The sequence below is a fragment of the Corynebacterium aurimucosum genome (genome assembly GCF_030408555.1).
GTDB lineage: Bacteria > Actinomycetota > Actinomycetes > Mycobacteriales > Mycobacteriaceae > Corynebacterium > Corynebacterium aurimucosum.
This window is the reverse complement of the sequence record NZ_CP047048.1, coordinates 305,709-331,429: the sequence shown is the minus strand read 5'-3', so window position 1 is coordinate 331,429 and position 25,721 is coordinate 305,709. Positions and strand designations below refer to the sequence as shown.

Below are 25,721 nucleotides of genomic sequence, written 5' to 3'. Positions count from 1 at the left end.
GTTCGCGGTTTACTATGGACACGTTAGTCTTCCCGCCTTATGAAAGCTGAACGCGTGCCTCTCCCGCCCCCTCCTGGTATGCCCGATTCTCCCCGTGAGTTCCTTGCCAATTGGACCGCAAGCAGGGGAAACTTGCGTAATTTCCTGGAGCAGCAGGCTTTCGCCCCGCTGGGTGAAGAGCACCAGAGGGCGGCCGGTGAGGCGTCGGCAGCCGCGGCGGTAGAGCACCTCTTCGGCATCGACCTGGATGCTTTTTCCTCTGGTGTGGATTCCGTTCGGGGCTCCTTCGAATCCGCCGGCGCGCGCTCCATCACTGAGCCCGACCCAGACATCCCCCAGGACGCCGGCGCTGCCGCCTTCTTCGACGTGGATAACACCTTGGTCCAGGGGTCCTCGCTCGTGTCCTTCGCTCTGGGGCTGGCACGCCGCCGCTATTTCAAACTTTCTGAAATCCTTCCCATCGCATGGAAGCAGCTAAAATTCCGGATTTCCGGTTCGGAGAACGCCGCCGACGTGGCCGCAGGGCGCGTGCAAGCGCTCGAGTTTGTCAAGGGCCGCTCAGTGGAGGAAATGGTGGCTTTGTGCGAGAGCATCGTGGACCAATCCATGGCCCGCAAGGCCTACCCGGGCACGAAGCAGCTGGCGCAAATGCACCTCGACGCTGGCCAGCAGGTATGGCTGGTCACGGCCACCCCCGTGCAGCTGGCGCAGATTCTGGCGCAGCGTTTCGGTTTCACGGGCGCGCTCGGCACCGTGGCGGAGGTCAAAGATGGCCGCTTCACCGGCCGCCTCGTGGGCGATATCCTCCACGGGCCGGGTAAGAAGCACGCCGTGGCGGCGCTCGCCACACTAGAGAACCTCGATCTTGAGCGCTGTACCGCCTACTCCGACAGCGCCAACGATGTCCCGATGCTTTCCATGGTGGGAACCCCCGTGGCCATTAATCCGGATTCCAAGCTGCGCGATATTGCAGAGGAAAAAGGCTGGCTCATCCGCGACTACCGCTCCGTGCGCAAGGCCGTGCGCACTTATGGCCTCCCCGCGCTAGCCACCGCGCTCTTCTCCTATGGCAGCTGGCGCTTCGTGCGCCGCTAACTGCTGCTCTGCGCCTTGGTGCGCAGCATGTCCATGCACATGACCGCACCAATCAGCCCGGCATGCTGTTGCGGGTCAAGCCCCGGCGCAATGCTGAGGCGGTACGTATTCTTCCCAGCGAGGAACCGGCCCACGCCCGCCCACTCATTGCGAACTTCCGCTAGAGGCTGGCCTTGGCTAGTAATCGTGATATTCCAATCCCAGACATCGCCTTCAATCTCGATCTCCGGGAAGCCCTCCATTTCCAAGCTCAGGCGCGTCTTCAGGAGGGAGAATTTTTTAGTTACGACCGCCATGGGCTTCTCGACGCCCGGCAGGTACACCTCATAGGTATCCCGCACGAAGTTCGGCGGATCCTTAATCACCATGAGCGGCTGCTGCGGATTACCTTGCTCATCGGTAAAAGCAACCTCGAGGCTGCGGGAGGAGTTGAAGAACATGTCCTTCAGGCTCGTCGACTGCAGAATCGTCCCGACGGGCACGCCTTGTTCATCGGCGATCAGGAATTCATCCTGCATGAAGGACTTGGTCTGTGAGATAACCAGGCTGTCAAGAGTGAGGAGTCGAGGCAACATAGTTCGCCATTTTACGTACGTGATGGGCTCCTGTGGGGCCAGAAGGATGACACTCCCCCGCCTAGTTTATAGAGGCAAATATACACCCCATAACACCCACTCAACTATTAGCATAGACGCAGGTCAGAATAGATGTCCGAAGCGTGTTTTATAGTTCTGTTAGAACATAGAATCGAGATAGAAGCTTAGAGGACATCGTGAATACTGCTACCCAAACCGCCTACTTTTCCCATATGAACCCTGACTGCGCCCTCGCTGTGGAGCGCAGCGCCGCCCGCCGCGCAGACTACCGCTCGTGGGTAGCTGCCATGCCAGACCTCGATGAGGATTTTGATGTCGCGTGCCAGAGGCTCGTCGCCAAGCTTGGCGTCGGCGACTATACCGTGAGCGAATGCTGCCTGGCCGTGCACCGACTCACGGAGCTCCCGCAGGTCAAGGCGTTACAGGACAGCCAGTTCCTGCTGGATATGAAGGCCCTCATCACTATTGACCGCACCCTGACAAAGCTGGGCGCGTTGCCGCCAGAAACGCTCGCGCTTATCGACGATGCCCTGATCACCTTCTTCACCCCCACCTCCCCGAATCAGGTCTTTCCCACCCCAGCGCAGATTGGGCGCAAACTACGCGATATTTGCAAGAGTATTGACAAGACTTTTAGCTTTCGCAATTCCCCGCAGAAAGAGACGTATACCTTCACCGATACTGGCCAGCGCGGCATCCTTGAGCTCAATACCGATAGCGCCACGGGCATGATTCTGGATAGCTACATCAAACAAGCGGCAAAGGAGAACGGACTCTCACAGGCTGATGCCCTGAAAAAGCTCATCGCCGGTAGTATCTCGCCGCCGGCGACTGTCATTCTGCACACCTACCAAGCCAGCGATATCGACAACGCCCCCACCTTCGTCCAAGGCCATGGGTGGACGTCACAGGACATGCCTGTCACGCGCACGCGCGACCTCTCCTCGCAGCCACCGGAATCGCGCAGCTACATCGCCTCGGAGCTCATCCGCACATACGTGGAAGGCCGGGATGGCACCTGCCGCGCTCCGGGGTGCAACCGGCCGGCCTACCTGTGCCAGATGGACCACCGCGTCAACTACGCCGACGGCGGCGCCACGCACCCACGCAACCTGGCCAGTTTGTGCCAGCACCACCACAATATGAAGACTGATGGGCGCGCGCACTACATCATGGACCCGCACACCGGGGACATCGTGTGGCTCTACGAAGACGGGACCTGGGCTATGACGGAGCCGACTGGCCCGCTGGCACAGAAAACGAAGCGTTGGGCACAAACGGTGGCTCAAAAGATTTCGGCCACCCGCGAGCGCGCCCAGCAAGAAGCTAAGGAAGCACAGGCCACTGCCGAGGAACTCCGTACCCCGACCTCCCCGCAGGAGGACATTCCGTTCTAAGCGGCTCCCGTCGTCTGAAACGACGGCGCAGTCATCCGAAACGGCGGGAAGGAGAAAAGATAACAGAAACTCCCCGCCACGATCCTGAAAGGACCATGCGGGGAGTTACAGGCGAAGCTTTACTTGCCCAGCTTGCGACGCTGAACGCGGGTGCGACGCAGCATCTTGCGGTGCTTCTTCTTGGACATGCGCTTGCGGCGCTTCTTGATGACAGAACCCATAGTAGGTTTCCTCACTTTCGGTATCAGTACGTACGTAAACCGGCCGGCAACGCCTGGAATGAAACCACACACGGTGCACTCGTGGCGGCCCCTGCGAAACAGGGAGACACAGGCATACCAGTGCCGAAACGAATGTTCACTATCTTACCTAGCGGCCTGCCCAGCACCAAAACTAAGGGCAGCGCCCACCGCCGCGGACCGCGAGTGGTCCGCAGTGGTGGGCGCTGCCAGAAAGAGGTGAACGCTAGGCTCCGTATACGGAGGCCTCAAGGTATTCCTTGACGGCAGATTCGTGGACGCGGAAGGAGCGTCCCACGCGCACGGCCGGCATGTCACCTGCATGAACCAACCTGTACACCGTCATCTTGGAGACACGCATGATCTCCGCAACTTCGGCGATGGTCAGGAAAGTTCCCTTATCTTCATTCGTCATAGTTTATTTAACCCTTCAGCACGTGACGCGCTGTAGGCTTCCCCTCCCACAGGACTATCACGCACGCGCTCCTGCCAGCTTAGCGTGAAACGTGTGACTAATGCGACCCAAGAGCTAATTTTTTCCTCTTTCGCACCGCTGTTCCCCATCAAGCCCGTGTGACAACATATGCCACAGGGCTACCAGAACGGCGGGAAATTTTAAGCAAGTTCCTGCGCACGCTGGGTGCATGCTTCGGCGGCACGGAAGAACGCGCCCCGCAGGCCAGACTCCTCGAGTTCACGAAGGGCGGCAGCAGTGGTTCCCCCCGGGGAGGTTACCCCTGCGCGCAAAGCCACCGGATCCTTGCCGGATTCAGCCAGCATGGTGCCCGCGCCTTGGGCGGTGCGGGTGGCTAGCTTTTCGGCGACGTCACGGGTGAGGCCGAGCTGCACACCGGCGTCGATCAGCGCTTCGGTGACAAGGAAGTAATACGCGGGAGCAGAGCCTGCCAGTGCGGTGGCGGCGTCGATGTGCTTCTCCTCAATGACAGCAACCTCGCCGACGGCTTCCAGAAGCTTGACCACGCCAGCCTGTTGCTCTTCGGTGACGTGGGAACCACCCGCGCAGGTGCACATGCCCTTGCCCACCAACATGGGGGTGTTCGGCATGACGCGGACGACTGGCACGCCCTCGCCGGCGGCCTTCTCCAACGTCTCGAGGGTCAGGCCGGCAGCCATGGACACAACCACGGCCGTCTTGGGGATGTCGAGGCCTTCAAGGAGCTCCTCGATGGCATAGGGCTTCACGCACGCGAAGATGTATTCCGCGCCGTCGATAGCCGCAGCATTATCGCTCGTGACCGACACGCCATAGGCGCTCTTTAGCTCCTCGCTGCGCTCGGAACGACGGTTGGTCACCACGATGTCCGCGGCGTCATAGCCCGCATTCACCAGCCCGGAAACTAGGGCTTCGCCGATTTGTCCTCCACCAAGTACTGCAATTTTTGTCATGCTATCCAGGGTGCCAGAAAGGCTAGGATGCGGCCACCAGGTCAAGGCTGTGCACGCAGGCTGACCCCGCGCATGCAAAAGGCATCTGCCAGAAGGCGTTTTCAGGGCAAAGATACCTTTTAACAGATGCCTTGTGACAGATGCCTTATGAGAAGGTGTCCTATGGAGCTGGTTCTTACATCACCACGAGGAGCGGGCCGAAGGTCAGCACCAAGCCGGCCACGGCTGCGAGGAACATGGAAAGACCATCGCGGCTGGTACGCAGTGCGTGGACGATGCCAACGATGACACCGGTGACAACCACACCAAGCACCAGGACAACGAGGCGGTCGAAGCGATCCCAGAGGATCTCGAAGCCCTTGAACACGATGGCGCCGAGCACGATGCCCACGAGGGCGAGCAGGACGACGGCGAAGGGGTTGAGCTTGCCCTCGTCTTCCTCGTCGTAGTCCTCGTCATACTCGTCAACGTCCTCATCGACTGCCTCGAGCTCACCCGTGGTGAAGGTGTCCTCGGCGGCGTCCTGCGGCTTCTCATCGACCGGTGCGGCGGTCTTTACCTCAGGCTTCTCTGGCTCGTCGTTGACCTTTTGGATGACGCGGGTGTCATCATCAGAAGGCTGGGAAGGCTTGGACTCGGACTCCGCGGGCTTCTCCACAGGAACGGCAGCGGCCTGGGGCTTGTCCACCTTCTGGGCTGCTTCCTGCTTGGGGGCTTCCTTCTTCGGAGTCTCTTCCTTGGACTCCTTCTTGGTCTCCTTCTTCGGAGCAGGAATCACCGGGGCCGTCTCATCGATGGAGACGTTCGAGTGCTTTGCCTCAGCCGGGGTTGCCTTCACCTTTTCGAGATTGCCGGTCAGCTCCGCAACTGAGATGCCGCCTTCATCGAGGCTCCGGCGACGGCGGCGCGGGGTCTTCTCCTCGCCGGGTCGGTCCTTCGCGTTACGGGCCAGCAGCTCCGCAACTGTCAACTGTTTCTTGTCAGCCACGTTTCTTTCCTATTCCAGTCCCTTATCGGTACGGCGCAAAATAACACCTTCTCGGAGAGCCCAGGGGCAGATCTCCAGCTTTTCGATTCCCAGGGCACGCATGCTCGCCTCCGCCACTAAAGCACCGGCGACGATCTGATGCGATCGGGTAGAACTTACACCCTCAAGGTCCGCCCTGTCAGCTGCAGTCATACGGGAGATGAAGGAAATCAGCTGACGCAAACCCGGCGCCGTAAGGGTGCGTTTGACGTAGGGACCCGCAGACGAGGGCGCAGCACCGGTCAAACGGGCCAGCGTGCGGAATGTTTTCGAGGTTCCCACGGCCAATCCCGCAGGGCCCAGGGCGCGCATCTTATCGGCCACGCCGACCAGTTCCGCGTCAATGTAATCCCGCAGCAAATTTACCTTGGACTTCTGCGGAGGATCGGTATCAAACCAATTATGAGTCAGGCGGCCAGCTCCCAAGTCGAGGGAGAAAGCCATTTCCGGATGCTCATCGGTACCGGTGGACAGCTCCAGCGAACCGCCACCGATATCGAGGTTGGTGATGCGGCCAGCGGACCAGCCATACCACCGGCGGGCGGCGAGGAAGGTCAAACGCGCTTCCTCCTCGCCCGACAAGATTTCTAGGCGGACGCCGGTTTGCTTCTCAACTTCATCGAGAACCTTGGCCGAGTTCGTGGCCGAGCGCACGGCGGAGGTAGCAAAAGCGATGAATTCATCACAACCCAGCTTCTGGCCCAGCTCAGCGGCCTCACCCACGGCGGAGATGAGCTTCTTCATGCCCTTCTCGTGGATGTTGCCGTCCTTGTCTAGCTGTTCCACCAGACGCAGCGGGGTCTTCCAATCGCTCATCGGCGAAGGCCGCCCACCGGTTGCGGCGTCGACCGCAACGAGGTGGACGGTATTACTTCCGACGTCTAATACACCTAATCGCACGCCTCTAGAGTAGTAGGTCTACCGTGGGTAGGTGTGAATCGCCCGAAATCGAATGAAGTTTACCTGGGTTTTCCCGCCTCCTCCCCGGCGGCGGCGTCCATCTTGGCCGGCCGCGAAAAGGCCCCCGATTTTCCTAGAGAGTGGTTTGAATTTACGGATCCAAACGATCCACTCCACATCTTTTCCATCGACCTGACCTGGCTCGAATCGCACTATGCCTGCCAGTTTGGGACGGAGAGGTGCCACGGCATCGATAAGCAGCAGCCCGATGTCGGCTGCTGCGTGCACGGCGCCTACATGGCTGATGAGACGGATCGGGAGCAGCTTCGCGACGCCGTCGCGCGCATGCCCGCCCGCTTCTGGCAGCACCGCCCTGCGGGGGTAGATGAGTTCCTGGAACACGGAGAACCTGAGGAGTTGGAGCCCTGGCTGGAGTGGGATGAGCTCGACGGCGATGATGGCGAGCCGGAACCGGCCCTGAAGACGCCGCTTGTCGACGGCGCCTGCATCTTCGCCAACCGCGCCGGCTGGCCCACGGGCGCGGGCTGCGCTATCCACCAATGGGCGCTCGAGGCGGGTGAGGAACTCACCGTGGTCAAGCCCGAGGTGTGCTGGCAGCTGCCGATTCGCCGGCACGAGGACTATGAGGAGCGCCCCGACGGGAAGGAAATCCTGCGCACCACTATCGGCGAATATGACCGCCGCGGGTGGGGTAACGGCGGCGAGGACTTTGATTGGTATTGCTCGGCAGATCCCTCCTGCCACATCGCGGAAGAACCGCTGTGGAAGTCGCAGAAAACCGAGCTGATCGCGCTACTCGGAGAGGAATGCTACGACATCCTGGCCACACACTGCGAGGCCCGGGCGCGGTCCGGGGTCGAGTTCCCGCGGCACCCGGCTGACCCCCGCGCTTAAGCCTCGAACTTATAGCCCAGGCCGCGCACCGTCACGAGCTGCTGTGGGCGGGAAGGTTCGGCCTCAATCTTGGAGCGGAGGCGCTTGACGTGAACATCGAGGGTCTTGGTATCACCCACATAATCCGCTCCCCAGATGCGGTCAATGAGTTGGCCGCGAGTCAGTACACGTCCGGCGTTGCGCAGTAGGTATTCGAGGAGGTCAAACTCCTTGAGAGGCATGGATACCGGCTCGCCGGCCACGAGAACGGTGTGGCGCTCCACGTCCATGCGCACGCGGCCGCCTTCCAGGATTTGCTCGTCGGGCTCCTCCTCGGCGTGCTCGGAAGAGACATCTTGGCCACGGCGCAGCACAGCGCGGATGCGGGCGATGAGCTCGCGGGAGGAATAAGGCTTAGTCACATAGTCATCCGCGCCGAGCTCCAGGCCCACAACCTTGTCAATCTCCGAGTCGCGCGCGGTCACCATAATCACCGGCACAGAAGACGTCGTGCGCAATTGCTTGCAGACGTCCGTTCCAGACATTCCCGGCAGCATGAGGTCCAGCAGGACGATGTCTACGTTATGTGCCGCAAACTGTTCGAGCGCGCTGGGCCCGTCGGGGGCGAGGAGAACGTCGAATCCCTCCTTTCGGAGGAGGAAGGCGAGGGGATCGGCCAGCGACTCTTCATCTTCAACGATGAGGATGGTGGTCATTGCGCTTTATCCTTTCGACGAGCTGCTACACGCGCCACAGCGCGCTGCAAACCAGGGGCGGCAGAGCTGACGGCTCCGTCTTCTATATTATCCCGGTTAATAAGATTATCCGCTGGCTTCTCTTCGGCGTATATAGGGAGCTCGATAGTAAACGTCGAGCCAGTTCCGGGGCGTGACCACAGCTTGATATTGCCGCCGTGATTAGCCACGACGTGCTTCACAATGGCCAAGCCAAGGCCAGTCCCGCCGGTCTGTCGGGAGCGTGCCTTATCCACGCGGAAGAAGCGCTCAAATACCCGCTTCTGGTCTTCCGGAGCAATGCCGATGCCGCGGTCCGTGACTCGGATGTGCACGACCTTCCCGCCGACGACCTTCTGCGTCACCGATACCGGAAGCTCATCCGGCGAATAGTGGATGGCGTTGGAGATCAAGTTTGAGATCGCCGTAACCAGGAGGGATTTATCTCCCATCACGTGAACACCTGCGGATTCGCCGCGGGTGAGCTGGTTGTGGTGGGAATCGGCAGCGAGCTGGTTGCGGGTAATGGCCTCATCGATGACGTCATCGAGGTCAAGCGGCTCCATCTCTGGCAGCGCCTCCGCACCCTGCAGCTTGGACAGGGAAATCAGCTCGCTGACCATCTCGGCCATGCGAGCGGCTTCCTTTTGCACCCTGCTGCCGAAGTACTCGACGTGCTCGGGATCCCCCGTGTCTTCGAGGAGGGCCTCGGCTAACAGGGCGATGCCGCCGACCGGGGTCTTCAGTTCGTGCGACACGTTAGCCACGAAGTCACGGCGGGCAGATTCCATGCGCACCGATTCGGACTCGTCGGTGCCGTAGACGATGACGAAGCGATCGTCGTTCAGCGTCAGCGGCTGAACCACCGCGCGTACCTGGATTACGCGGTTACCGGTGCGCCGCTTGGGAATGGCAAGATCCAGCGTTCGGGTCTCCTTATCGTCGAAGACCTCCTCCGCGACCTTCCAAATATCGGGGTTCACGGCACGGTCGTGCACCATCGACATTTGATGGGACGCAGGGTTGGAAAAGATGACCTCTTTGTCGCGCGAGAGCACCGTCATACCGGCCGGCGAGCCCGCCACGGCGAGATGCAGGACCTGGCTCACGCTGGTGACCTGGTTGGCATCCGCATCGCGGACGCGGCGGCGCTCCATGCGTTCACGGAACCGAGTAACTACCGGAATGGCCAGGCCACAGGCCACCACGCCGGCAAGAAAAGCTAAAACCAGTTCCACAATCATTCACGCCCCTACAAAGAATCCCCAAGGAGTATATGCTCCCTGGGGATTGTGCGCAGCACGCAGCTTGCTCGGTGTTTAGTTCTTTCCACCCTGAGCGGCCACGGCGGCAGCGCCGGCAGCAGCAGCTTCCGGATCCAGGTAGGTACCGCCCGGGTTCACCACGGATCCGTCCTCGGTGATCTCGTAGACCAGCGGGATGCCAGTTGGAATATTAAGGCCGGCAATCTCCTCATCGGAGATCTGATCCAGGTGCTTGACCAGCGCGCGCAGGGAGTTGCCGTGTGCGGCGATGAGAACGGTCTCACCCTTCTTGGCGCGCGGGAGGATTTCCTCCTCGAAATAAGGAACGAAGCGCTCGACGACATCCTTCAGGCACTCGGTACGCGGAACCTGATCCAGGTTGGCGTAGCGCGGGTCACCGGCCTGGGAGTACTCGGCGCCATCCTCCAGCTCCGGCGGCGGGGTGCCGTAAGAACGGCGCCATGCCATGAACTGCTCCTCACCGTACTTATCCTTGGTCTCTGCCTTGTTGAGGCCCTGCAGGGCGCCGTAGTGGCGCTCGTTGAGACGCCAGTCGCGCACAACCGGGATCCAGTGGCGGTCCGCAGCGTTGAGCGCAATATTGGCGGTGCGGATGGCACGGCGCAGCAGGGAGGTGTAGACGATATTCGGCAAGATGCCCTGTTCCTTGAGCAGCTCGCCGCCACGCTTGGCCTCGCCCTCACCCTTGGCGGTGAGGTTGACATCAACCCAACCGGTGAACTGGTTGGACTCGTTCCATTCGGACTGTCCGTGTCGAAGTAGAATCAGCTTTCCGTTACTCATAAACACCAGCATGCCACGTTTTTCGGCGGCTCGCCTGTGAACCCGAGCACATCACCCCTAAGTGTGGGTTTACGCCCATTTATGTGGGATTAGTATCCGATTGCCCGGCGCGCATGACAGTCCGGAATCTCGATACTCATCGCATCGGCATAAATATTCTCCAGCTGGGTGGCGGCCGCTGCCCAACTGAACTGCTGGGCGTGATCGACGGCGGCTTCGCCCATGGCGATGCGGCGGGGGTCGTCGTCAAGCAACTGCTCTAGCGCGTCAGCCCAATCCTGCGCCGAATGGGAGTGGACGAGCAAGCCCGTGTCACCATCCGCGACGGCAATAGGCAAGCCGCCGACGGCCGCTGCCACCACGGGCGTTCCGGAGGCCTGCGCTTCCATGGCTACCAGCCCGAAAGACTCGTTATAGCTGGGCACCGCGACGATATCCGCGGCTTGATAGATGGCCACGAGCTCCTGCGGCGGGCGCGGGCTCAGGAAGCGCACGACGCGCTCCACCCCCAGCTCGCGAGCGAGGTTGTGGTAGGCATCCGGCGAGGAATTCGCTCCGGAGGCACCGCCACAGATGATCACGCGCAGGCGTCGATCCGGATCGCGCTCCATCAGCTCCGCGGCGGCGCGGATGAGCACGTCGGGGCCCTTAAACTTTTGCAGGCGGCCCACAAAGGCCACGACTTTGGTGTGTAGCGGGATGCCCAGCTGGCGGCGGGCGCGCTCCGTCATGCGGTCTGTACCTGGGGTATACAGCTCGGTATCGGCACCCGGGGAGACCACGACGATATTCTCCGGCGAGGCGTCGTAGTGCTCGATCAGATCGCGGGTTTCCTGGGCGGTGTTGACCACCAGGATGTCGGCGTTATCCACCAGTTGCTGCTCGCAAATGCGGCGGGCTTCGGTTTCCGGGGTGTCATCGAGCGTGCGGTGCACGTTCTTCACCGCGGCCAGCGTATGTGCGGTGTGGACGAGAGGGACATCCCAAAGGTCACGCAGCAGCCAGCCCACCTGGCCGGAGAGCCAGTAGTGGGAGTGGATGACGTCATACTCCACCTCAAAACAGCGCGCGAAGTTGAAGATGCCGCCCGTGAACGCGGCCAGCTGCGTGGACAGTTCCTCCTTGCTGAGGCCTTCATAGGGTCCCGCCACAATATTGATGACGCGCAGGCGCTCCTCGACGTCCACCACTTCCCCCTGACTGGGGCGCGTGGCGCGAGTGAAAATATCGACCTCTACGCCGAGGCGCGCGAGCTGGCGGGCAGTGTTAAGAACATAGACATTCATGCCGCCCGCGTCCCCGGAACCGGGCTGTTCAAGGGGCGAGGTGTGCATGGAAATCATCGCGATGCGCATAATTTTCCAGTGTATCCCGAAACGAGCCGCGTTATACTGGCCCGTACCTCAACCTACGCGACCGAAAGGTGAATCGATGTCGGCATACGAGTCCAAGGCGTGGCTCCAGTACTACCCGGAGTGGACCCCGCACAGCTTGGAGTACGGGGACACCACGCTTCTCGACGTTTACGACAACAACCTCGCGCTCCACCCCGACAAGCCGGCAACCTACTTCTTCGGCCGCACGCAGACCTATGCCGAGCTGGACAAGCAGGTCCGCCGCGCAGCCGCCGGCCTCCGCGCTTTCGGCGTGCGCCCGGGAGACCGCGTTGCCATCGTCGCCCCCAACTGCCCGCAGTTCATCTCCGCCTTTTGGGCCGTACTCAAGCTGGGCGCCATCGCGGTGCTACACAACCCGCTTTACACCGCCCACGAGCTGGAGGGCCTGTTTAAGAACCACGGCGCACGCATCGCCATTGCATGGGATAAGACGGCCTCCACGTTGGAGAAGCTGCGTCCGACGACCTCCCTGGAGACCGTCGTCTCCATCAACATGATCAACGCGATGCCGACTCCGCAGCGCCTAGCCCTGCGCCTGCCTATTCCGCCGCTGAAGTCCAAGCGCGATCAGCTCACCGCCCCGGCCCCGAATACGGTGCCGTGGGAATCCCTCGTGGGCAACGCGATCGGCGGCGATGGTTCTGACGTCATCACCCCGGAGGAAGTCACCAAGGACACCACCGCGCTGATCCTCTACACCTCCGGCACCACCGGCAACCCCAAGGGTGCGGAGCTGACCCACGGCAACCTCTTCTCCAATATCTTGATGGGCAAGCACTGGGTACCGGGCCTGGGCGATTCCCCTGAGCGCATGCTCGCCGCCCTCCCCTTCTTCCATGCCTATGGCCTGACCATGAACGCCACCTTGGCGCCGCTCATCGCCAGCGAGCTGGTGCTGCTTCCGAGCCCGCAGATGCCGCTCATCATGGATCTCATGAAGAAGCACACCCCAACCTGGGTGCCGGGTGTGCCGACCTTGTACGAGCGCATTGTGGCGAAGGCGGAAGAAAACGACGTCTCCCTCGATGGCGTGCGCGCGGCCTTCTCCGGTGCCTCGACCCTGCCGGTCAATACCGTGGAGAAGTGGGAAAAGTACACCGGTGGCCTGCTCGTGGAGGGCTATGGCTTGACGGAGTGTTCGCCCATCATCGTGGGCAACCCCATGAGCAACGACCGCCGCCCCGGCTACGTGGGCATCCCCTTCCCGGATACCGAAATTCGCATCGCCAACCCGGAGAACCTGGATGAGACCATGCCGGACGGCCAAGAAGGTGAGGTCCTGGCCCGCGGCCCGCAGATTTTCAAGGGCTACTTCGGCGATGAGGAAGCCACCGAGAAGGCCTTCCACAATGGCTGGTTCCGCACCGGTGATATGGGCGTGATGGAGGAAGATGGCTTCATCCGCTTGGTCAGCCGCATTAAGGAAATCATCATCACCGGCGGCTTCAATGTCTACCCCGGCGAGGTTGAGGAAACGCTGCTGGACCACCCAGACGTGGCGGAGGCCGCCGTGGTGGGCCGCCCGCGTTCGGACGGCTCGGAGGACGTCGTGGCCTGCATCGTGCTGAACGACGGCGCCGCGCTCGACCCCGAAGGCCTCAAGGACTACTGCCGCGAGCGCCTGACTCGCTACAAGGTGCCGCGCACCTTCTACCATTTTGAGAAGCTGGCCACGGACCAGCTGGGCAAGATTCGCCGCCGCGAGGTTCAGGCGGATCTACTCGAGCGCCTCAAGGCGGAGAAGTAGCACTCCATAGCCCCGGAGCGATCCCTGCGCGATAGACGCATATCACCGGGGTTATTGTATTTTCACTCCTCGAAGCAACTTTGCTAATTTTTGCGAGACTTCTGTCACAAGTTGGTTATACTGTTCCACACATAATAAGTTTGACCACCTAAGGAGTTCGCGAACATGACCGAATCCCCTGCCCAGGCCCCCTCCGCCTTTGAGACGAAAGCCTGGCTCCAGTATTACCCTGAGTGGACTAAACCCAATCTGGATTACGGCACCGAAACGCTCTTGGACTCCTACCGAGAAACCGTGGAGGAATTCGGCGAAAGGCCCGCCACGTGGTTCTTTGGTCACCAGATGACCTACCGCGAACTCGACACCCACGTGCGCGCCGCCGCAGCGGGGCTTAAGGCCTTCGGCATTCGCCCCGGTGACCGCGTCGCCGTAGCGCTCCCCAACTGCCCCCAGCACGTGGCGGTCTTCTATGCCATCTTGAAGCTTGGGGCGACCGTCGTGGAGCATAACCCGCTCTACACCGCTGCTGAGCTCGAGCCCCTGTTCCAGGACCACGCCGCCCGCGTGGCCGTGGTCTGGGATAAGGCGAGCCCGGTCTTTGAGGAGCTGCGTGATTCCACGCCGCTGGAGACGATCGTTACGGTCAACATGATTGAGGCCATGCCGCGCCCCAAGCAGCTGCTACTGCGCTTGCCCCTTCCTTTCATTAAGGACAAGCGGGCCGAGCTTTCAGTTCCCGCCCCCAACACCGTTCCGTGGAGCACGCTCACGGGCCGCGCCATCGGCGGGCAGGGCCAGAAGCTCGAAGACGCCAAGGTCAACCGCGACGATACCGCACTAATCCTTTACACCTCCGGAACCACCGGCAGACCCAAGGGAGCGGAGCTGACCCACTCCAACCTGTACTGCAACATGAAGATGGCGGAAGCGTGGGTGCCCGAATTGGGCAAGAAGCCCGAGCGCATGCTCGCCGCCCTCCCCCTCTTCCACGTCTATGGACTCACCCTCATCGCCGCCCTTGGCGTACACATTGGCGGCGAGCTGGTCCTCACCCCTGCACCGAAGGTTCCTCTGCTCCTCGACATCATGAAGAAGCGCCTCCCCACCTGGATGCCGGGCGTGCCCACGATCTACTCCAAGGTTATGGAGGCAGCCAAGGAACAGAACATCGATCTCCACGGCATCGGGAACAGCCTCTCGGGCGCAGCAGCGCTACCAGAGGAGATCGTTGAGGAATGGGAGATGCTGACCGGCGGCCTGCTCGTGGAGGGCTATGGGCTCACGGAAACCTCGCCGATCGTGGCCGCAAACCCGCTCAACAAGAACCGCCGCCCCGGCTATATCGGCATCCCCTTCCCGGATACCGAGGTGCGCATCGGCAACCCAGACAACCTCAGCGAGACCCAGCCGGATGGCACCGCGGGCGAACTCCTCGTGCGCGGGCCGCAGGTGTTCAAAGGCTACTTCAACATGCCGGAGGCCACCGAGCAGTCCTTCCACGAAGGGTGGTACCGCACGGGTGACATGGCAATCATGGAATCCGATGGCTTCATCAAGATCGTCTCCCGCATCAAGGAAATGATCATTACCGGCGGCTTCAATGTGTACCCGGCCGAAGTGGAAGACGTTATCCGCCAGCACCCGGACGTTACCAACGTGGCCATCGTCGGCCGTCCGCGCGCGGACGGCTCCGAGGATGTCGTGGCCTGCATCATCCTGGAGGATGGCGCGGTGCTCGATCCAGAGGGCCTCAAGGACTACTGCCGCGAGCGCCTGACCCGCTACAAGGTACCGCGCACCTTCTACCACTTCGAGCACCTGGCCTCCGACCAGCTTGGCAAGGTCCGCCGCCGCGAAGTGCAGCAGGACCTCCTCAAACTGCTCGGCAAAGAAGCTTCCGCCTAAGCCGCGCGGTCGATATAGCGCATCACGCGCGTGGGGTTGAAGGTTCGGTAGAACGCTTCACCAGCACCGACAAGCTGGCTCACCAACGTGCTGAGCTGCCAATCCAGCTGCTCATCGGTGTAGCCCCACTTCGTGGGAATGCGGGCCGTGGCCACCAAGACCAGGTCCTGCCCATCGCCGCCATCGAGGTTCACCACCTCGATGCGCGCGGAGTAGACATATTGATCATCATTCATAAACTCGGCCCAGCGCACGAGGGCATCAAGGTCGCACGCACAGCGGCCGGAGGGCGTGACGAGGCGGAGTTCAATATCCCCGGAGCCATCACGAGCGGATTCAATAGTGATCACGTGTTCATTGATGAGGATGCTCACGGCCCCGTTCCGGTGGTCCACCACGTGAACGGGCGTGCCGATCATTGCCAGGCGCGTGGCGCGCTCGTGCACCCGCCACATCCCCACCGCTGAAACCCCATAAGCCTCGCTGAAACAGTGGGGCGATACCGGTTTAAGCCCAGACCCCTTCCGTGGCTTGGAGGGCTCTTCCGGAAACTGCTCATCTAGGCGCGCGAAGACCGCCGACATTTCGGCCGCATAGCCCGCGATAATGCTCTTGAGCTGAGCATTCGTGGCCGTCGACGGCAGATAAGGCGGCGCAAGGACCAGCAGGTGGGTATGCATAGTAGAGCTTCCACAGGGCTCGGCAACGAGGTTGCCAGAGATTCCACCGCCGTTGAGATCATTGACCTCCATGCGCAAAGGCTGCCGGTCCGGGTTGAAGCGCACTGCACCGCCCCAATACCCAAGGACACAGAGGCCGCCCTTGTCCTCGTTGACGTCGATACTTAAGAGACCGCCGGCAATTTTGATGGTGGGCAAGCCGGTGGAGGAATCTTCCTCCAGCTTTCCGGCCAGCTTGGTCATGGTTTTGATGACTCGGCTTTTGCTGAGCCGAGCTGGTGTCTTGTTTGTTTTCTCGGTTGCTGATTGAGGCATAGTCCCCCCTTGTTTTCTTTTCTTTCATGCTGCGCGAACCGATGCTGAGCCACCCCTGCTCCTCCCCGAGCCGCTGCAGTGAGGCCAAGAATACAAAAGGTTGCGCAACTTCGCGCGGCGGCGACGCGGCGAGTACCCCCACAACCCAAACGTGAGAAAAACCTCACATTTTCCGCGCGGGAGGCCGCTTTGTGCGAAGGCTTCGACTACGGTGGCACATCATGATTGTTCTGTAGGGCTAACTAATCTTGCCCACAGCTCTTCATAAAACCGTTCCCCATCAGCTCAAAAGAGGAAAGATGCCTGTTACTATGCTGCATTCCATGCCCCGCCCGGCCGTACTTTTCGCCGGACAAGGCTCCGATTGGCAGGGTTTCATCGCCACCGCCGCGCAGTCTGCCGCCACTGCTGACACCCTGCGCGAGACCCTCGCCCAGGCACGCAGCCTCACCGGCCCCGCCGCACGCACCATCGCCTCCACGTGCCCCGGCGCGCTCGAGCGCCTCGAGCAGCTCATTGCGGGTTCCACCGAGTCCACGTCCCTCGATGCCCTGCCGGCGGTCTCCATCCCCGGCATCGTCCTCGGCCAGATTGCCGCTATCGAGCAGCTGCGTGACCTGGGCGTCGACATCGACGAGCGCGCTGGGCATTCGCAGGGCAGCTTGGGCGCGTTGGCCGTCGACAAGCCAGCGCAAGCCCTGGCCCTGGCCATCCTGATGGGCACCGCCGCCAGCGCGGTCAACGGCTCCGATCCGCGCTTCCAGATGCTGTCCATTCGCGGCCTGGAGCGCAGCTTCATCACCGAGTACCTGCACGGCACCGCCGCCATCGCCGTGGTCAACGGCCGCCGCCACTTTGCGCTGTCCGGCAGCCCGGAGGACCTGGCTGCCACCCGCACCGCCATCGACGAGGCCGTGAAGAGCTTCAACGCCGAGCTGGAGAAGCGTACCGTCGGCGGCGATGAGCTCAGCCCCCGCTTTGATGAGCTGCCCGTGGCCCTTCCTTTCCACAACCCGGTGCTCGCCCCAGCCGCCGAGCGCACCATAGACCTGGCTCAGAAGTGCGGCCTCGACGTGGATGAGGCCCGCACCCAGGCCGAAGCCATCCTGGTCACCGAACACGACTGGCCGGCCACGCTCGCCGCGCTCGACTCCGAGCACCTCATTGTTCTCGACCGCGCCTTGGCGAACATCACCCGCCGCGTGGTGGAAGGCACGGGAGTCACGGTGGTCTCGGCCGCCACCCCGCAGGAGCTTGATGCGCTGGCGACGCCGGGCGCTGAACTGCCCAAGGCCCTGAACTACGCTGACTTCGCCCCGCGCACCATCGAGCTTCCCAATGGCCGCACCTATACCCAGACCCGCTTCTCCGATCTCACGGGCCTGTCCCCGATCATGCTGGGCGGCATGACGCCGACCTCCGCTGATGGTGAGATCGTGGCCGCGGCAGCCAACGCTGGCCACTGGACGGAGATGGCCGGCGGCGGCATGTACTCCGATGAGGTCTTCCGCGCCCACCTGGCCACAATGGAGCAGCACCTGCGCCCTGGCCGCACGGCGCAGTTCAACACCATGTTCTTTGACCGCTTCCTGTGGAACCTGCACTTCGGCCAGGCGCGCATCGTGCCCAAGGCACGCGCGGCCGGTGCGGCTTTCAACGGCGTGTGCATCTCCGCCGGTATCCCGGAAGTAGAGGAAGCTGGCGAGCTGCTGGACCGCCTTCACGCCGATGGTTTCCCCTTCATCTCCTTCAAGCCCGGCACCGCGAAGCAGATCCGGGATGTGCTGGCCATCGCCACAGCCTACCCGGAGGACCGCATCATCATGCAGGTCGAGGACGGCCACGCCGGCGGCCACCACTCCTGGGTCAACCTGGATGACATGCTGCTGGATACCTACGCCGAAATCCGCCAGCACCCCAACGTCTACTTGGCAGTCGGCGGCGGCATCGCCTCCCCGGATCGCGCCACCTCCTACCTCACCGGTGAGTGGGCGAAGAAGCACGCTATGCCGGCCATGCCTGTCGACGCCGTCTTCCTCGGCACCGTCGCCATGGCCACCAAGGAAGCCAAGGCCACCGATTCGGTGAAGGACCTGCTGGTCAACACGGAAGGCATTTCGCCTTCCAAGAACGGCGGATGGGTCGGCCGCGGCACCGGCGCGCACGGCGTTGCATCCTCGCAGTCCCACCTGCTGGCGGACATCCACGACCTGGATAATTCCTTCGCCGCGGCCTCGCGCCTGATTACTTCCCTGAGCATCGAGGAATACCCGGCCCACCGCCAGGAGATCATCGACGCCCTGGCCAAGACCTGCAAGCCTTACTTCGGCGATGTGGAGTCCATGACCTACGCGGAGTGGCTCGAGCGCTTCGTGAAGCTGGCCCACCCGTTCGTGGATCCGAGCTGGGATGATCGCTTCTTCGATCTCCTGCACCGCGTTGAGGCCCGCCTGAACCCGGCCGACCACGGCCAGATTGAAACCCTCTTCCCCGCTGTGGAAGCTGTGCACGATGCCCCGCAGGCCGTGGCCAAGCTGCTGGATGCTTACCCTGCCGCACGCACCACCGAGGTCTCCGCGCGCGATGCCGCCTGGTGGATTTCCCTGCACTACAAGCACGTCAAGCCCATGCCGTGGGTACCGGCCCTGGACGGTGACCTGAAGTCCTGGTTTGGCAAGGACACCCTCTGGCAGGCACAGGATGAGCGCTACACCGCTGACCAGGTGCGCATCATCCCCGGCCCCGTGGCCGTGGCCGGCATTACCAAGAAGAACGAGCCCGTGGCGGACCTGCTTGCCCGCTTCGAGCAGGCCACCACGGATGCGCTGCTGGAGCAGGGAGTCAAGCCGCAGAAGGCTTTCTCCCGCCTGAACTCCGCCGCCGATGAGGCCGCATTCCTGCGCACTTCTCCTACCCTTCTGTGGCACGGCCACCTCATGGCCAACCCGGCTTATGAGATGGATGAGAACGCCTTCGACCTGCGCCAGGATGCTGAAGGCAACTGGGAGATTGTTATCACGGCGGACTCCTATTGGGATGACCTGCCGGAGGAGCAGCGCCCCTTCTACGTTCGCGAGGTCACCGTCCCTGTGGACCTGCCGGAGGATGTAGCCACGGGTGGCTCCCCGGTGGTCTCCGAGGAGCGCCTGCCTAACTCCGTCTTCACCCTCCTGGAGGGCTTGGCTGGTGTCGGCTCCACGGCGGAGCAGGGCAATGAGATCACTAAGATGCCCACCGTCGAGTCCGGCTACTCCTTCCACTTCCCTGCTTCGCTGCTCTCCGCACACAGCGCGGTGACCTGCGGTGAGTCCTCCACAGAGAAAGCCGGCACCCCGGATGTTCTGGTCGGCCCGTGCTGGCCGGCCATCTATGCCGCGCTCGGCTCCGGCCGCCTAGAGGATGGCTACCCGGTCATCGAAGGCCTGCTTAACGCGGTGCACTTGGACCACGTCATCGACCTGCGCGTGCCGCTGGAGCAGCTTGCCGACGGCCGCCAGATCGACGTCACCTCCTCCTGCACCGCCATCGAGGAATCCGTCTCCGGACGCATCGTCACGGTGGAGCTCGAGCTCAAGGATCACGCTTCCGGTGACATCGTAGCCACGCAGATGCACCGCTTTGCCATCCGCGGCCGCGCCACCGGCACCGCCGCACCGAGCCAAGCACCGGAGTGGGGAGGCGGCAAGTCCGCCACCAAGGTGGTGCCGACACCGCGCTCCTTTATCGACCGCGCCACCGTCACCGCCCCGCAGGACATGACGCCCTTTGCGCTGGTCTCCGGCGACTATAACCCGATTCACACCTCCTATAACGCGGCCCAGCTGGTTAACCTGCAGGCACCGCTGGTGCACGGTATGTGGCTCTCGGCCGCGGCACAGCAGGTGGCCGGACGCCACGGCCGCGTGGTGGGCTGGACCTACTCCATGTACGGCATGGTGCAGCTGGGCGATGACATCGAGGTCACCGTCGAGCGCGTCGGCCGCAAGGGCATCCACCAGGCCCTCGAAGTCACCTGCCGCATCGAGGGCGAAGTCGTCTCCCGCGGCCAGGCCCTGCTTGCCGCGCCGACCACGGCGTACGTCTACCCCGGCCAGGGCATCCAGGCCGAAGGCATGGGCAAGGGCGACCGTCAGGCCTCCCCGGCAGCGCGCGAAGCCTGGCGCCGCGCCGATGTGCATACCCGCGAGAACCTCGGCTTTAGCATCCAGAAAGTCATCGATGAGAACCCGACGGAGCTGACCGTTCGCGGCACCACCTTCCGCCACCCGCAGGGCGTGCTGCACCTGACCCAGTTCACGCAGGTGGCCCTGGCTGTGGTGGCCTATGCCCAGACCGAGCGCCTGCGCGCCGAGGACGCCCTGGCCCCGACCTCCTACTTCGCCGGTCACTCCCTGGGCGAGTACACCGCGCTGGCTTCGCTGGCGAATATCTTTGACCTTGAGGGGGTCATCGACATCGTCTACTCCCGCGGCTCCGCCATGGGCAGCCTCGTCCCGCGCGATGCGGAGGGCAACTCCGAGTACGCCATGGCGGCTCTGCGCCCGAACATGGCCGGCATTGATGCAGACAGCGTCGACGCCTGGGTGGCTGAGGTCTCCGAGGCCACCGGTGAGTTCCTGGAGATTGTTAACTACAACATCCGCGGCCAGCAGTACTCCGTCGCCGGCACCAAGAAAGGACTCAAAGCTCTGGTGGATAAGGCCAATGCCATCGCCCCGCGCGCGGCGGTCATGGTCCCGGGTATCGATGTTCCTTTCCACTCCCGCGTACTGCGCGAGGGCGTTCCGGCCTTCGCGGAGAAGCTCGATGAGCTGCTGCCGCAGGAGCTGGACCTGGATGCCCTGGTAGGCCGCTACATCCCGAACCTGGTGGCCCGCCCCTTCGAACTCACCCAGGACTTCGTCGACGCCGTGGCACCGCTGGCTCCCTCCGGCAAGCTGGACGGGCTGAAGGCGGAGGACCTGAACGAGCACGAGCTCGCCCGCCTGCTGCTCATCGAGCTGCTGTCCTGGCAGTTCGCTTCGCCGGTGCGCTGGATTGAGACCCAGGAGCTCCTCTTCGGCAAGGTCGAGCAGATCATCGAGGTCGGCTTGGCTTCTTCCCCGACGCTGACCAACCTGGCTACCCGCTCGCTGGCCGTCGCCGGCATCCCGGAGGGCACCATCCGCGTGCTCAATGTGGAGCGCGACCAGGAGCAGGTCATGCTTGCCGACGTCTCCGAAGCCCCCACCGCCGAACCGGCACCGGAATCCGCTGCGGAGGAAGCTCCGCAAGCCAGCGAGGCACCAGTCGAGGCTGCCGAGGCTCCGGCTGCGGCCGAGCCAGCTACACCGGCTCCTGCACCTACCGCGTCAGCTGCCTCCGGCGACGCCCCCGAGCTGCGCTTTGGTGCGGCAGAGGCCATCATGGTGCTCTTCGCCTTCCAGAACAAGATCCGCGTGGACCAGATCACGGACTCCGATACCGTAGAAGAGCTGACCAACGGCGTGTCCTCGCGCCGCAACCAGCTGCTCATGGACATGTCCGCGGAAATCGGCGTGCCGGCCATCGATGGCGCCGCCGATGCCGACGTGGCCACGCTGCGCGAGAAGGTCGCCACCGCCGCCCCGGGCTACTCCGCTTTCGGCCCGGTTCTGGGTGAGGCCGTCGGCGCGCGCCTGCGCCAGCTCTTCGGCGCTGCGGGTCTCAAGCCCACCGCCGTGGCGGACTACGTCACCGGAACCTGGGGCCTGCCCGAATCCTGGGTTGCCCACGTCGAGGCGGAGATCCTGCTCGGCTCCCGTGAAGAGGACTCCGTGCGCGGCGGCTCGCTGAGCACCGTGCCGGCGAGCGCTACCTCGAAGTCCGCAGCACACGAGCTGATCGACGCCGCCGTCCAAGCCGTCGCCGCTACCCACGGTGCCTCCGTGTCCAAGGGCGCGGCCGCCGGTGGTGCCGGTGGCGGTGCCGTGGTTGACTCTGCTGCTTTGGATGCTTTCGCCGAGACCGTCACCGGTGAGAGCGGTGTGCTGGCTACTGTTGCCCGCCAGGTTCTTTCCCAGCTGGGCTTGGACTCCGAACCGGAGCTCATCGAGGCACCGGATACCACCGTCATCGATGCCGTCGAGGCAGAGCTCGGCTCCGGCTGGCTCAAGTCCGTCACACCGTCCTTCGATGCGAACAAGGCCGTGCTTTTCGACGACTCCTGGGCCATCGCCCGCGAGCGCCTCGCCCGCCTGGCACTGGGCCAGGCCGAGTACCCGGTGGACAGCTTCCGCGGTGCCGGCGAGGATCTGGCGCGTCAGGCGCGCTGGTGGAAGCGCGAGGATATCGCCAAGGCCGCCGTGGACACCACCCCCGGCGCGTTTGCCGGTGAGGTTGCCCTGGTCACGGGTGCTGCCCCTGGTTCCATCGCCACCGCGCTGGTGGAGCGTCTGCTGGAGGGCGGCGCAACCGTCATCATGACTGCCTCTCGTGTCAGCCAGGCCCGCAAGGAATTCGCGCGCACGCTCTACGCCGAGCACGGGGCTGCTGGTTCCGCCCTGTGGCTGGTCCCGGCGAACCTGTCCAGCTTCCGCGATATTGACGCGCTCATCAACTGGATCGGCACCGAACAGCGCGAGTCCGTGGGCAACGAGGTCAAGATCCTCAAGCCGGCCCTTACCCCGACGCTGGCCTTCCCCTTCGCCGCGCCGAGCGTATCCGGCTCGCTGGCGGATGCCTCCGGCACCACCGAGGCCCAGGCCCGCTTGCTGCTGTGGTCCGTCGAACGCACCATTGCGGGGCTGGCGAGGTTGAGCCAGGAGGATATGGACAAGCGCTGCCACGTTGTCCTGCCGGGCTCGCCCAACCGCGGCACCTTCGGTGGCGACGGCGCCTACGGCGAGGTCAAGGCCGCACTCGATGCCATCCTCAACAAGTGGAAAGTCGAAGCCGGTTGGCCGCAGGGTGTCACGCTGGCGCAGGCCAAGATCGGCTGGGTCGCCGGCACGCACCTCATGGGCGGCAACGATGGGCTGGTGCCCGCTGCCGAGAAAGCCGGCATCAAGGTGTGGAGCCCGGAGGAGATTTCCGCCGAGCTCATGGACCTGGCCAGCGCCGATTCGCGCGAGCAGGCAGCTCACGCCCCGGTGGAGAAGGACCTCACCGGCGGCTTGGAGGGCTTCTCCCTCAAGGAGCTCGCCGCAGATGTGGAGCCGGCAGGAACCACTGGCGCAGCTGCACATGAGGAAAAGGACGCCCCCGCCACCATCACCGCGCTGCCCAACCAGGTCCAAGCGGTACAGCCCGGCCTGGAGGAAGAAGTTGGCCAAGTCACCACGGACCTGGAGGACATGGTGGTCATCGCCGGTATCGGCGAGGTCTCCTCGTGGGGCTCCGGCCGCACGCGCTTCGAGGCCGAGTATGGCCTGCAGCGCGAGGGTTCCGCGGAACTGACCGCCGCTGGCGTACTGGAGCTGGCCTGGATGACCGGGCTGGTGGAATGGCGCGAGGACCCACACCCGGGCTGGTTCGTCGTGGAGAGCGATGAGGAGATCGCCGAGGAGGACATCTTCGAGCGCTTCCGCGATGAGGTCGTCGCACGCTCCGGCGTGCGCACCCTGACGGATAAGTACCACCTCACCGACCGCGGCTCCATCGACCTGACCACCGTCTTCCTCGACCGCGACGTCACCTTCACCGTGGATTCGGAGGCCACCGCCCGCGATATCCAGGACGCGGACCCGGAGTTCGTCAGCATCGTCGAGGAGGACGGCGAATGGCAGGTCACCCGCCGCCAGGGTGCCACCGTCAAGGTCCCGCGCAAGGCCACGCTGACCCGCACCGTCGCCGCCCAGATGCCGGATGACTTCGACGCCGCCAAGTGGGGCATCCCAGAGCACATGCTCGATTCCCTGGACCGCATGGCGGTGTGGAACCTGGTCAGCGCGGTGGATGCCTTCACCCAGGCCGGCTTCTCCCCGGCGGAGCTGCTGCGCTCCATCCACCCGGGCCAAGTAGCCACCACGCAGGGCACCGGTATCGGTGGCATGGAATCCCTGCACAAGGTCTTCGTCACCCGCTTCCTCGGTGAGGAGCGCCCGTCCGACATCCTGCAGGAGGCCCTGCCGAACGTCATCGCGGCGCACACCATGCAGTCCCTGGTGGGCGGCTACGGTTCCATGATTCACCCCATCGGCGCCTGCGCTACCGCAGCGGTGTCGATTGAGGAGGCCGTGGACAAGATTGCCTTGGGCAAGGCCGATGTGGTCGTGGCCGGCGGTATCGACGATGTCCAGGTGGAGTCCCTCCAGGGCTTCGGCGATATGAACGCCACCGCGGAGACCGCCAAGATGACCGCCAAGGGAATCGATGATCGCTTCATCTCCCGCGCCAACGACCGCCGCCGCGGCGGCTTCCTCGAAGGCGAGGGCGGCGGCACGGTCCTGCTCGTTCGTGCCTCATTAGCAGCCGACTTAGGACTGCCGGTGCTCGCGGTGGTCGCGCACGCCGCCTCCTATGGCGACGGCGCCCACACCTCCATCCCGGCCCCTGGCCTGGGTGCACTGGGGGCTGGCCGCGGCCGGGAGAACTCCCGCTTGGCGCGCTCGCTGCGCGGACTGGGCCTCACCCCCAACGACGTCAGCGTCCTGTCTAAGCACGACACCTCCACCAACGCCAACGACCCCAACGAGTCGGAGCTGCACTCCCTGCTGTGGCCGGCGATTGGCCGCGATGAGGATCAGCCGATGTTCGTCATCTCCCAGAAGACACTCACCGGCCACTCCAAGGCGGGTGCCGCGCTCTTCCAGACAGGCGGCATCATCGACGTCTTCCGCACGCACCGCATCCCGGCGAACGTGTCCCTGGACTGCGTCGACCCGCTCATCGCCCCGAAGGCGCCGAACCTGGTGTGGCTGCGCTCCCCGCTGGACCTCGCAGCGGCGGGACGCAGCGTGAAGGCAGCGGCACTGACCTCGCTTGGCTTCGGCCACGTCAGCGCGCTCATCGTTTACGCCCACCCCGGCGTGTTTGAGCAGGCTGTGTCCCATCAGCGTGGGGCGGATGCCGCTTCCCAATGGCGTGAGCGCGCCGAGCAGCGCCTGCGTGCTGGCCGCGCCCACTTTGAGGCCGGCATGCTGGGCCGCGCCCCGCTCTTCGAGGTCATCGAAGGCCGCCGCCTCCCAGCACGCGACGCCAAGGCCGCCGAGATTGCCATGCTTCTCGACGACTCCGCGCGCCTCACCGATAACGGCACCTACCCCTCCGCCTAAGGCCACCCCTTCGCAGAGGAACCCCTAAAAGCAAGCCGACGACGTCCGCTAAGAAGCGGGCCTCCTCGGCTTCTTTTCTGCCTGCG

The 25,721-nt window shown here is 63.4% G+C and carries 17 protein-coding genes; 6 read left to right on the top strand and 11 right to left on the bottom strand.

The window, feature by feature from the left end; all coding sequences use genetic code 11:
* Window positions 1-78 precede the first annotated feature (78 nt).
* A complete protein-coding gene (locus tag CAURIM_RS01530) occupies window positions 79-1,095 on the top strand; it encodes an HAD-IB family hydrolase (RefSeq protein ID WP_201828739.1) in 1,017 nt (338 codons plus the stop codon).
* On the opposite strand, the gene CAURIM_RS01525 is transcribed toward CAURIM_RS01530, so the two are convergent.
* A complete protein-coding gene (locus CAURIM_RS01525; RefSeq protein WP_070719002.1) occupies window positions 1,092-1,670 on the bottom strand; it encodes an LURP-one-related/scramblase family protein in 579 nt (192 codons plus the stop codon). The two genes, CAURIM_RS01530 and CAURIM_RS01525, sit on opposite strands and share 4 nt — an antisense overlap.
* Before the next feature lie 197 nt (window positions 1,671-1,867).
* Here CAURIM_RS01525 and CAURIM_RS01520 point away from each other — a divergent pair, with 197 nt between their 5' ends.
* Window positions 1,868-3,088 (top strand): HNH endonuclease signature motif containing protein, encoded by a 1,221-nt coding sequence (locus CAURIM_RS01520; protein WP_201828740.1) that lies wholly within the window; start codon window positions 1,868-1,870, stop codon window positions 3,086-3,088.
* Window positions 3,089-3,207: 119 nt separating this feature from the next.
* Here the strand turns inward: CAURIM_RS01520 and CAURIM_RS01515 are convergent, their stop codons facing one another.
* From CAURIM_RS01515 to CAURIM_RS01495, 5 genes are all read right to left on the bottom strand, one after another.
* Window positions 3,208-3,309: a 30S ribosomal protein bS22 gene (locus CAURIM_RS01515; RefSeq protein ID WP_003855542.1), complete on the bottom strand. Its 102-nt coding sequence runs from the start codon at window positions 3,307-3,309 to the stop codon at window positions 3,208-3,210.
* A gap of 244 nt (window positions 3,310-3,553) precedes the next feature.
* Window positions 3,554-3,742: a helix-turn-helix domain-containing protein gene (locus CAURIM_RS01510; RefSeq protein ID WP_010189818.1), complete on the bottom strand. Its 189-nt coding sequence runs from the start codon at window positions 3,740-3,742 to the stop codon at window positions 3,554-3,556.
* A gap of 200 nt (window positions 3,743-3,942) precedes the next feature.
* Window positions 3,943-4,734, bottom strand: a complete 792-nt coding sequence (gene proC / locus CAURIM_RS01505) for a pyrroline-5-carboxylate reductase (RefSeq protein WP_070443935.1) — start codon at window positions 4,732-4,734, stop codon at window positions 3,943-3,945.
* Between the two features lie 175 nt (window positions 4,735-4,909).
* Window positions 4,910-5,722 carry an Rv0497 family membrane protein gene (locus CAURIM_RS01500; protein WP_201828741.1) on the bottom strand — a complete coding sequence of 271 codons (813 nt, stop codon included), beginning with the start codon at window positions 5,720-5,722 and terminating at the stop codon, window positions 4,910-4,912.
* Between the two features lie 9 nt (window positions 5,723-5,731).
* A complete protein-coding gene (locus tag CAURIM_RS01495; RefSeq protein WP_012714802.1) occupies window positions 5,732-6,661 on the bottom strand; it encodes a Ppx/GppA family phosphatase in 930 nt (309 codons plus the stop codon).
* 33 nt (window positions 6,662-6,694) lie between these two features.
* Between CAURIM_RS01495 and CAURIM_RS01490 the strand changes: the two genes are divergently transcribed.
* Window positions 6,695-7,576, top strand: coding sequence for a DUF3109 family protein (locus tag CAURIM_RS01490; RefSeq protein WP_201828742.1), 882 nt, complete (start codon window positions 6,695-6,697; stop codon window positions 7,574-7,576).
* Here the strand turns inward: CAURIM_RS01490 and CAURIM_RS01485 are convergent.
* The 4 genes from CAURIM_RS01485 to mshA all read right to left on the bottom strand — a co-directional run bounded on the left by CAURIM_RS01485 (window position 7,573) and on the right by mshA (window position 11,713).
* Window positions 7,573-8,271: a response regulator transcription factor gene (locus tag CAURIM_RS01485; protein WP_070443947.1), complete on the bottom strand. Its 699-nt coding sequence runs from the start codon at window positions 8,269-8,271 to the stop codon at window positions 7,573-7,575. The two genes, CAURIM_RS01490 and CAURIM_RS01485, sit on opposite strands and share 4 nt — an antisense overlap.
* A complete protein-coding gene (locus tag CAURIM_RS01480) occupies window positions 8,268-9,533 on the bottom strand; it encodes a sensor histidine kinase (protein WP_201828743.1) in 1,266 nt (421 codons plus the stop codon). Before CAURIM_RS01480 ends, CAURIM_RS01485 begins: the two co-directional genes overlap by 4 nt.
* A 75-nt stretch (window positions 9,534-9,608) precedes the next feature.
* Window positions 9,609-10,358 carry a phosphoglyceromutase gene (locus tag CAURIM_RS01475; protein WP_070645831.1) on the bottom strand — a complete coding sequence of 250 codons (750 nt, stop codon included), beginning with the start codon at window positions 10,356-10,358 and terminating at the stop codon, window positions 9,609-9,611.
* Window positions 10,359-10,447: 89 nt separating this feature from the next.
* Window positions 10,448-11,713: a D-inositol-3-phosphate glycosyltransferase gene (gene mshA / locus CAURIM_RS01470; RefSeq protein WP_070443953.1), complete on the bottom strand. Its 1,266-nt coding sequence runs from the start codon at window positions 11,711-11,713 to the stop codon at window positions 10,448-10,450.
* A gap of 76 nt (window positions 11,714-11,789) precedes the next feature.
* Between mshA and CAURIM_RS01465 the strand changes: the two genes are divergently transcribed.
* Both CAURIM_RS01465 and CAURIM_RS01460 read left to right on the top strand, forming a co-directional pair.
* On the top strand, window positions 11,790-13,502 hold the full coding sequence (locus CAURIM_RS01465) for a long-chain-fatty-acid--CoA ligase (protein ID WP_201828744.1): 1,713 nt from the start codon (window positions 11,790-11,792) through the stop codon (window positions 13,500-13,502).
* A 165-nt stretch (window positions 13,503-13,667) separates the two neighbouring features.
* Window positions 13,668-15,407, top strand: a complete 1,740-nt coding sequence (locus tag CAURIM_RS01460) for a long-chain-fatty-acid--CoA ligase (protein ID WP_201828745.1) — start codon at window positions 13,668-13,670, stop codon at window positions 15,405-15,407.
* Here CAURIM_RS01460 and CAURIM_RS01455 read toward each other — a convergent pair.
* On the bottom strand, window positions 15,404-16,402 hold the full coding sequence (locus CAURIM_RS01455; RefSeq protein ID WP_201828746.1) for a hypothetical protein: 999 nt from the start codon (window positions 16,400-16,402) through the stop codon (window positions 15,404-15,406). The two genes, CAURIM_RS01460 and CAURIM_RS01455, sit on opposite strands and share 4 nt — an antisense overlap.
* A 299-nt stretch (window positions 16,403-16,701) precedes the next feature.
* Here CAURIM_RS01455 and CAURIM_RS01450 point away from each other — a divergent pair, with 299 nt between their 5' ends.
* A complete protein-coding gene (locus CAURIM_RS01450) occupies window positions 16,702-25,635 on the top strand; it encodes a type I polyketide synthase (protein ID WP_201828747.1) in 8,934 nt (2,977 codons plus the stop codon).
* Window positions 25,636-25,721 lie beyond the last annotated feature (86 nt).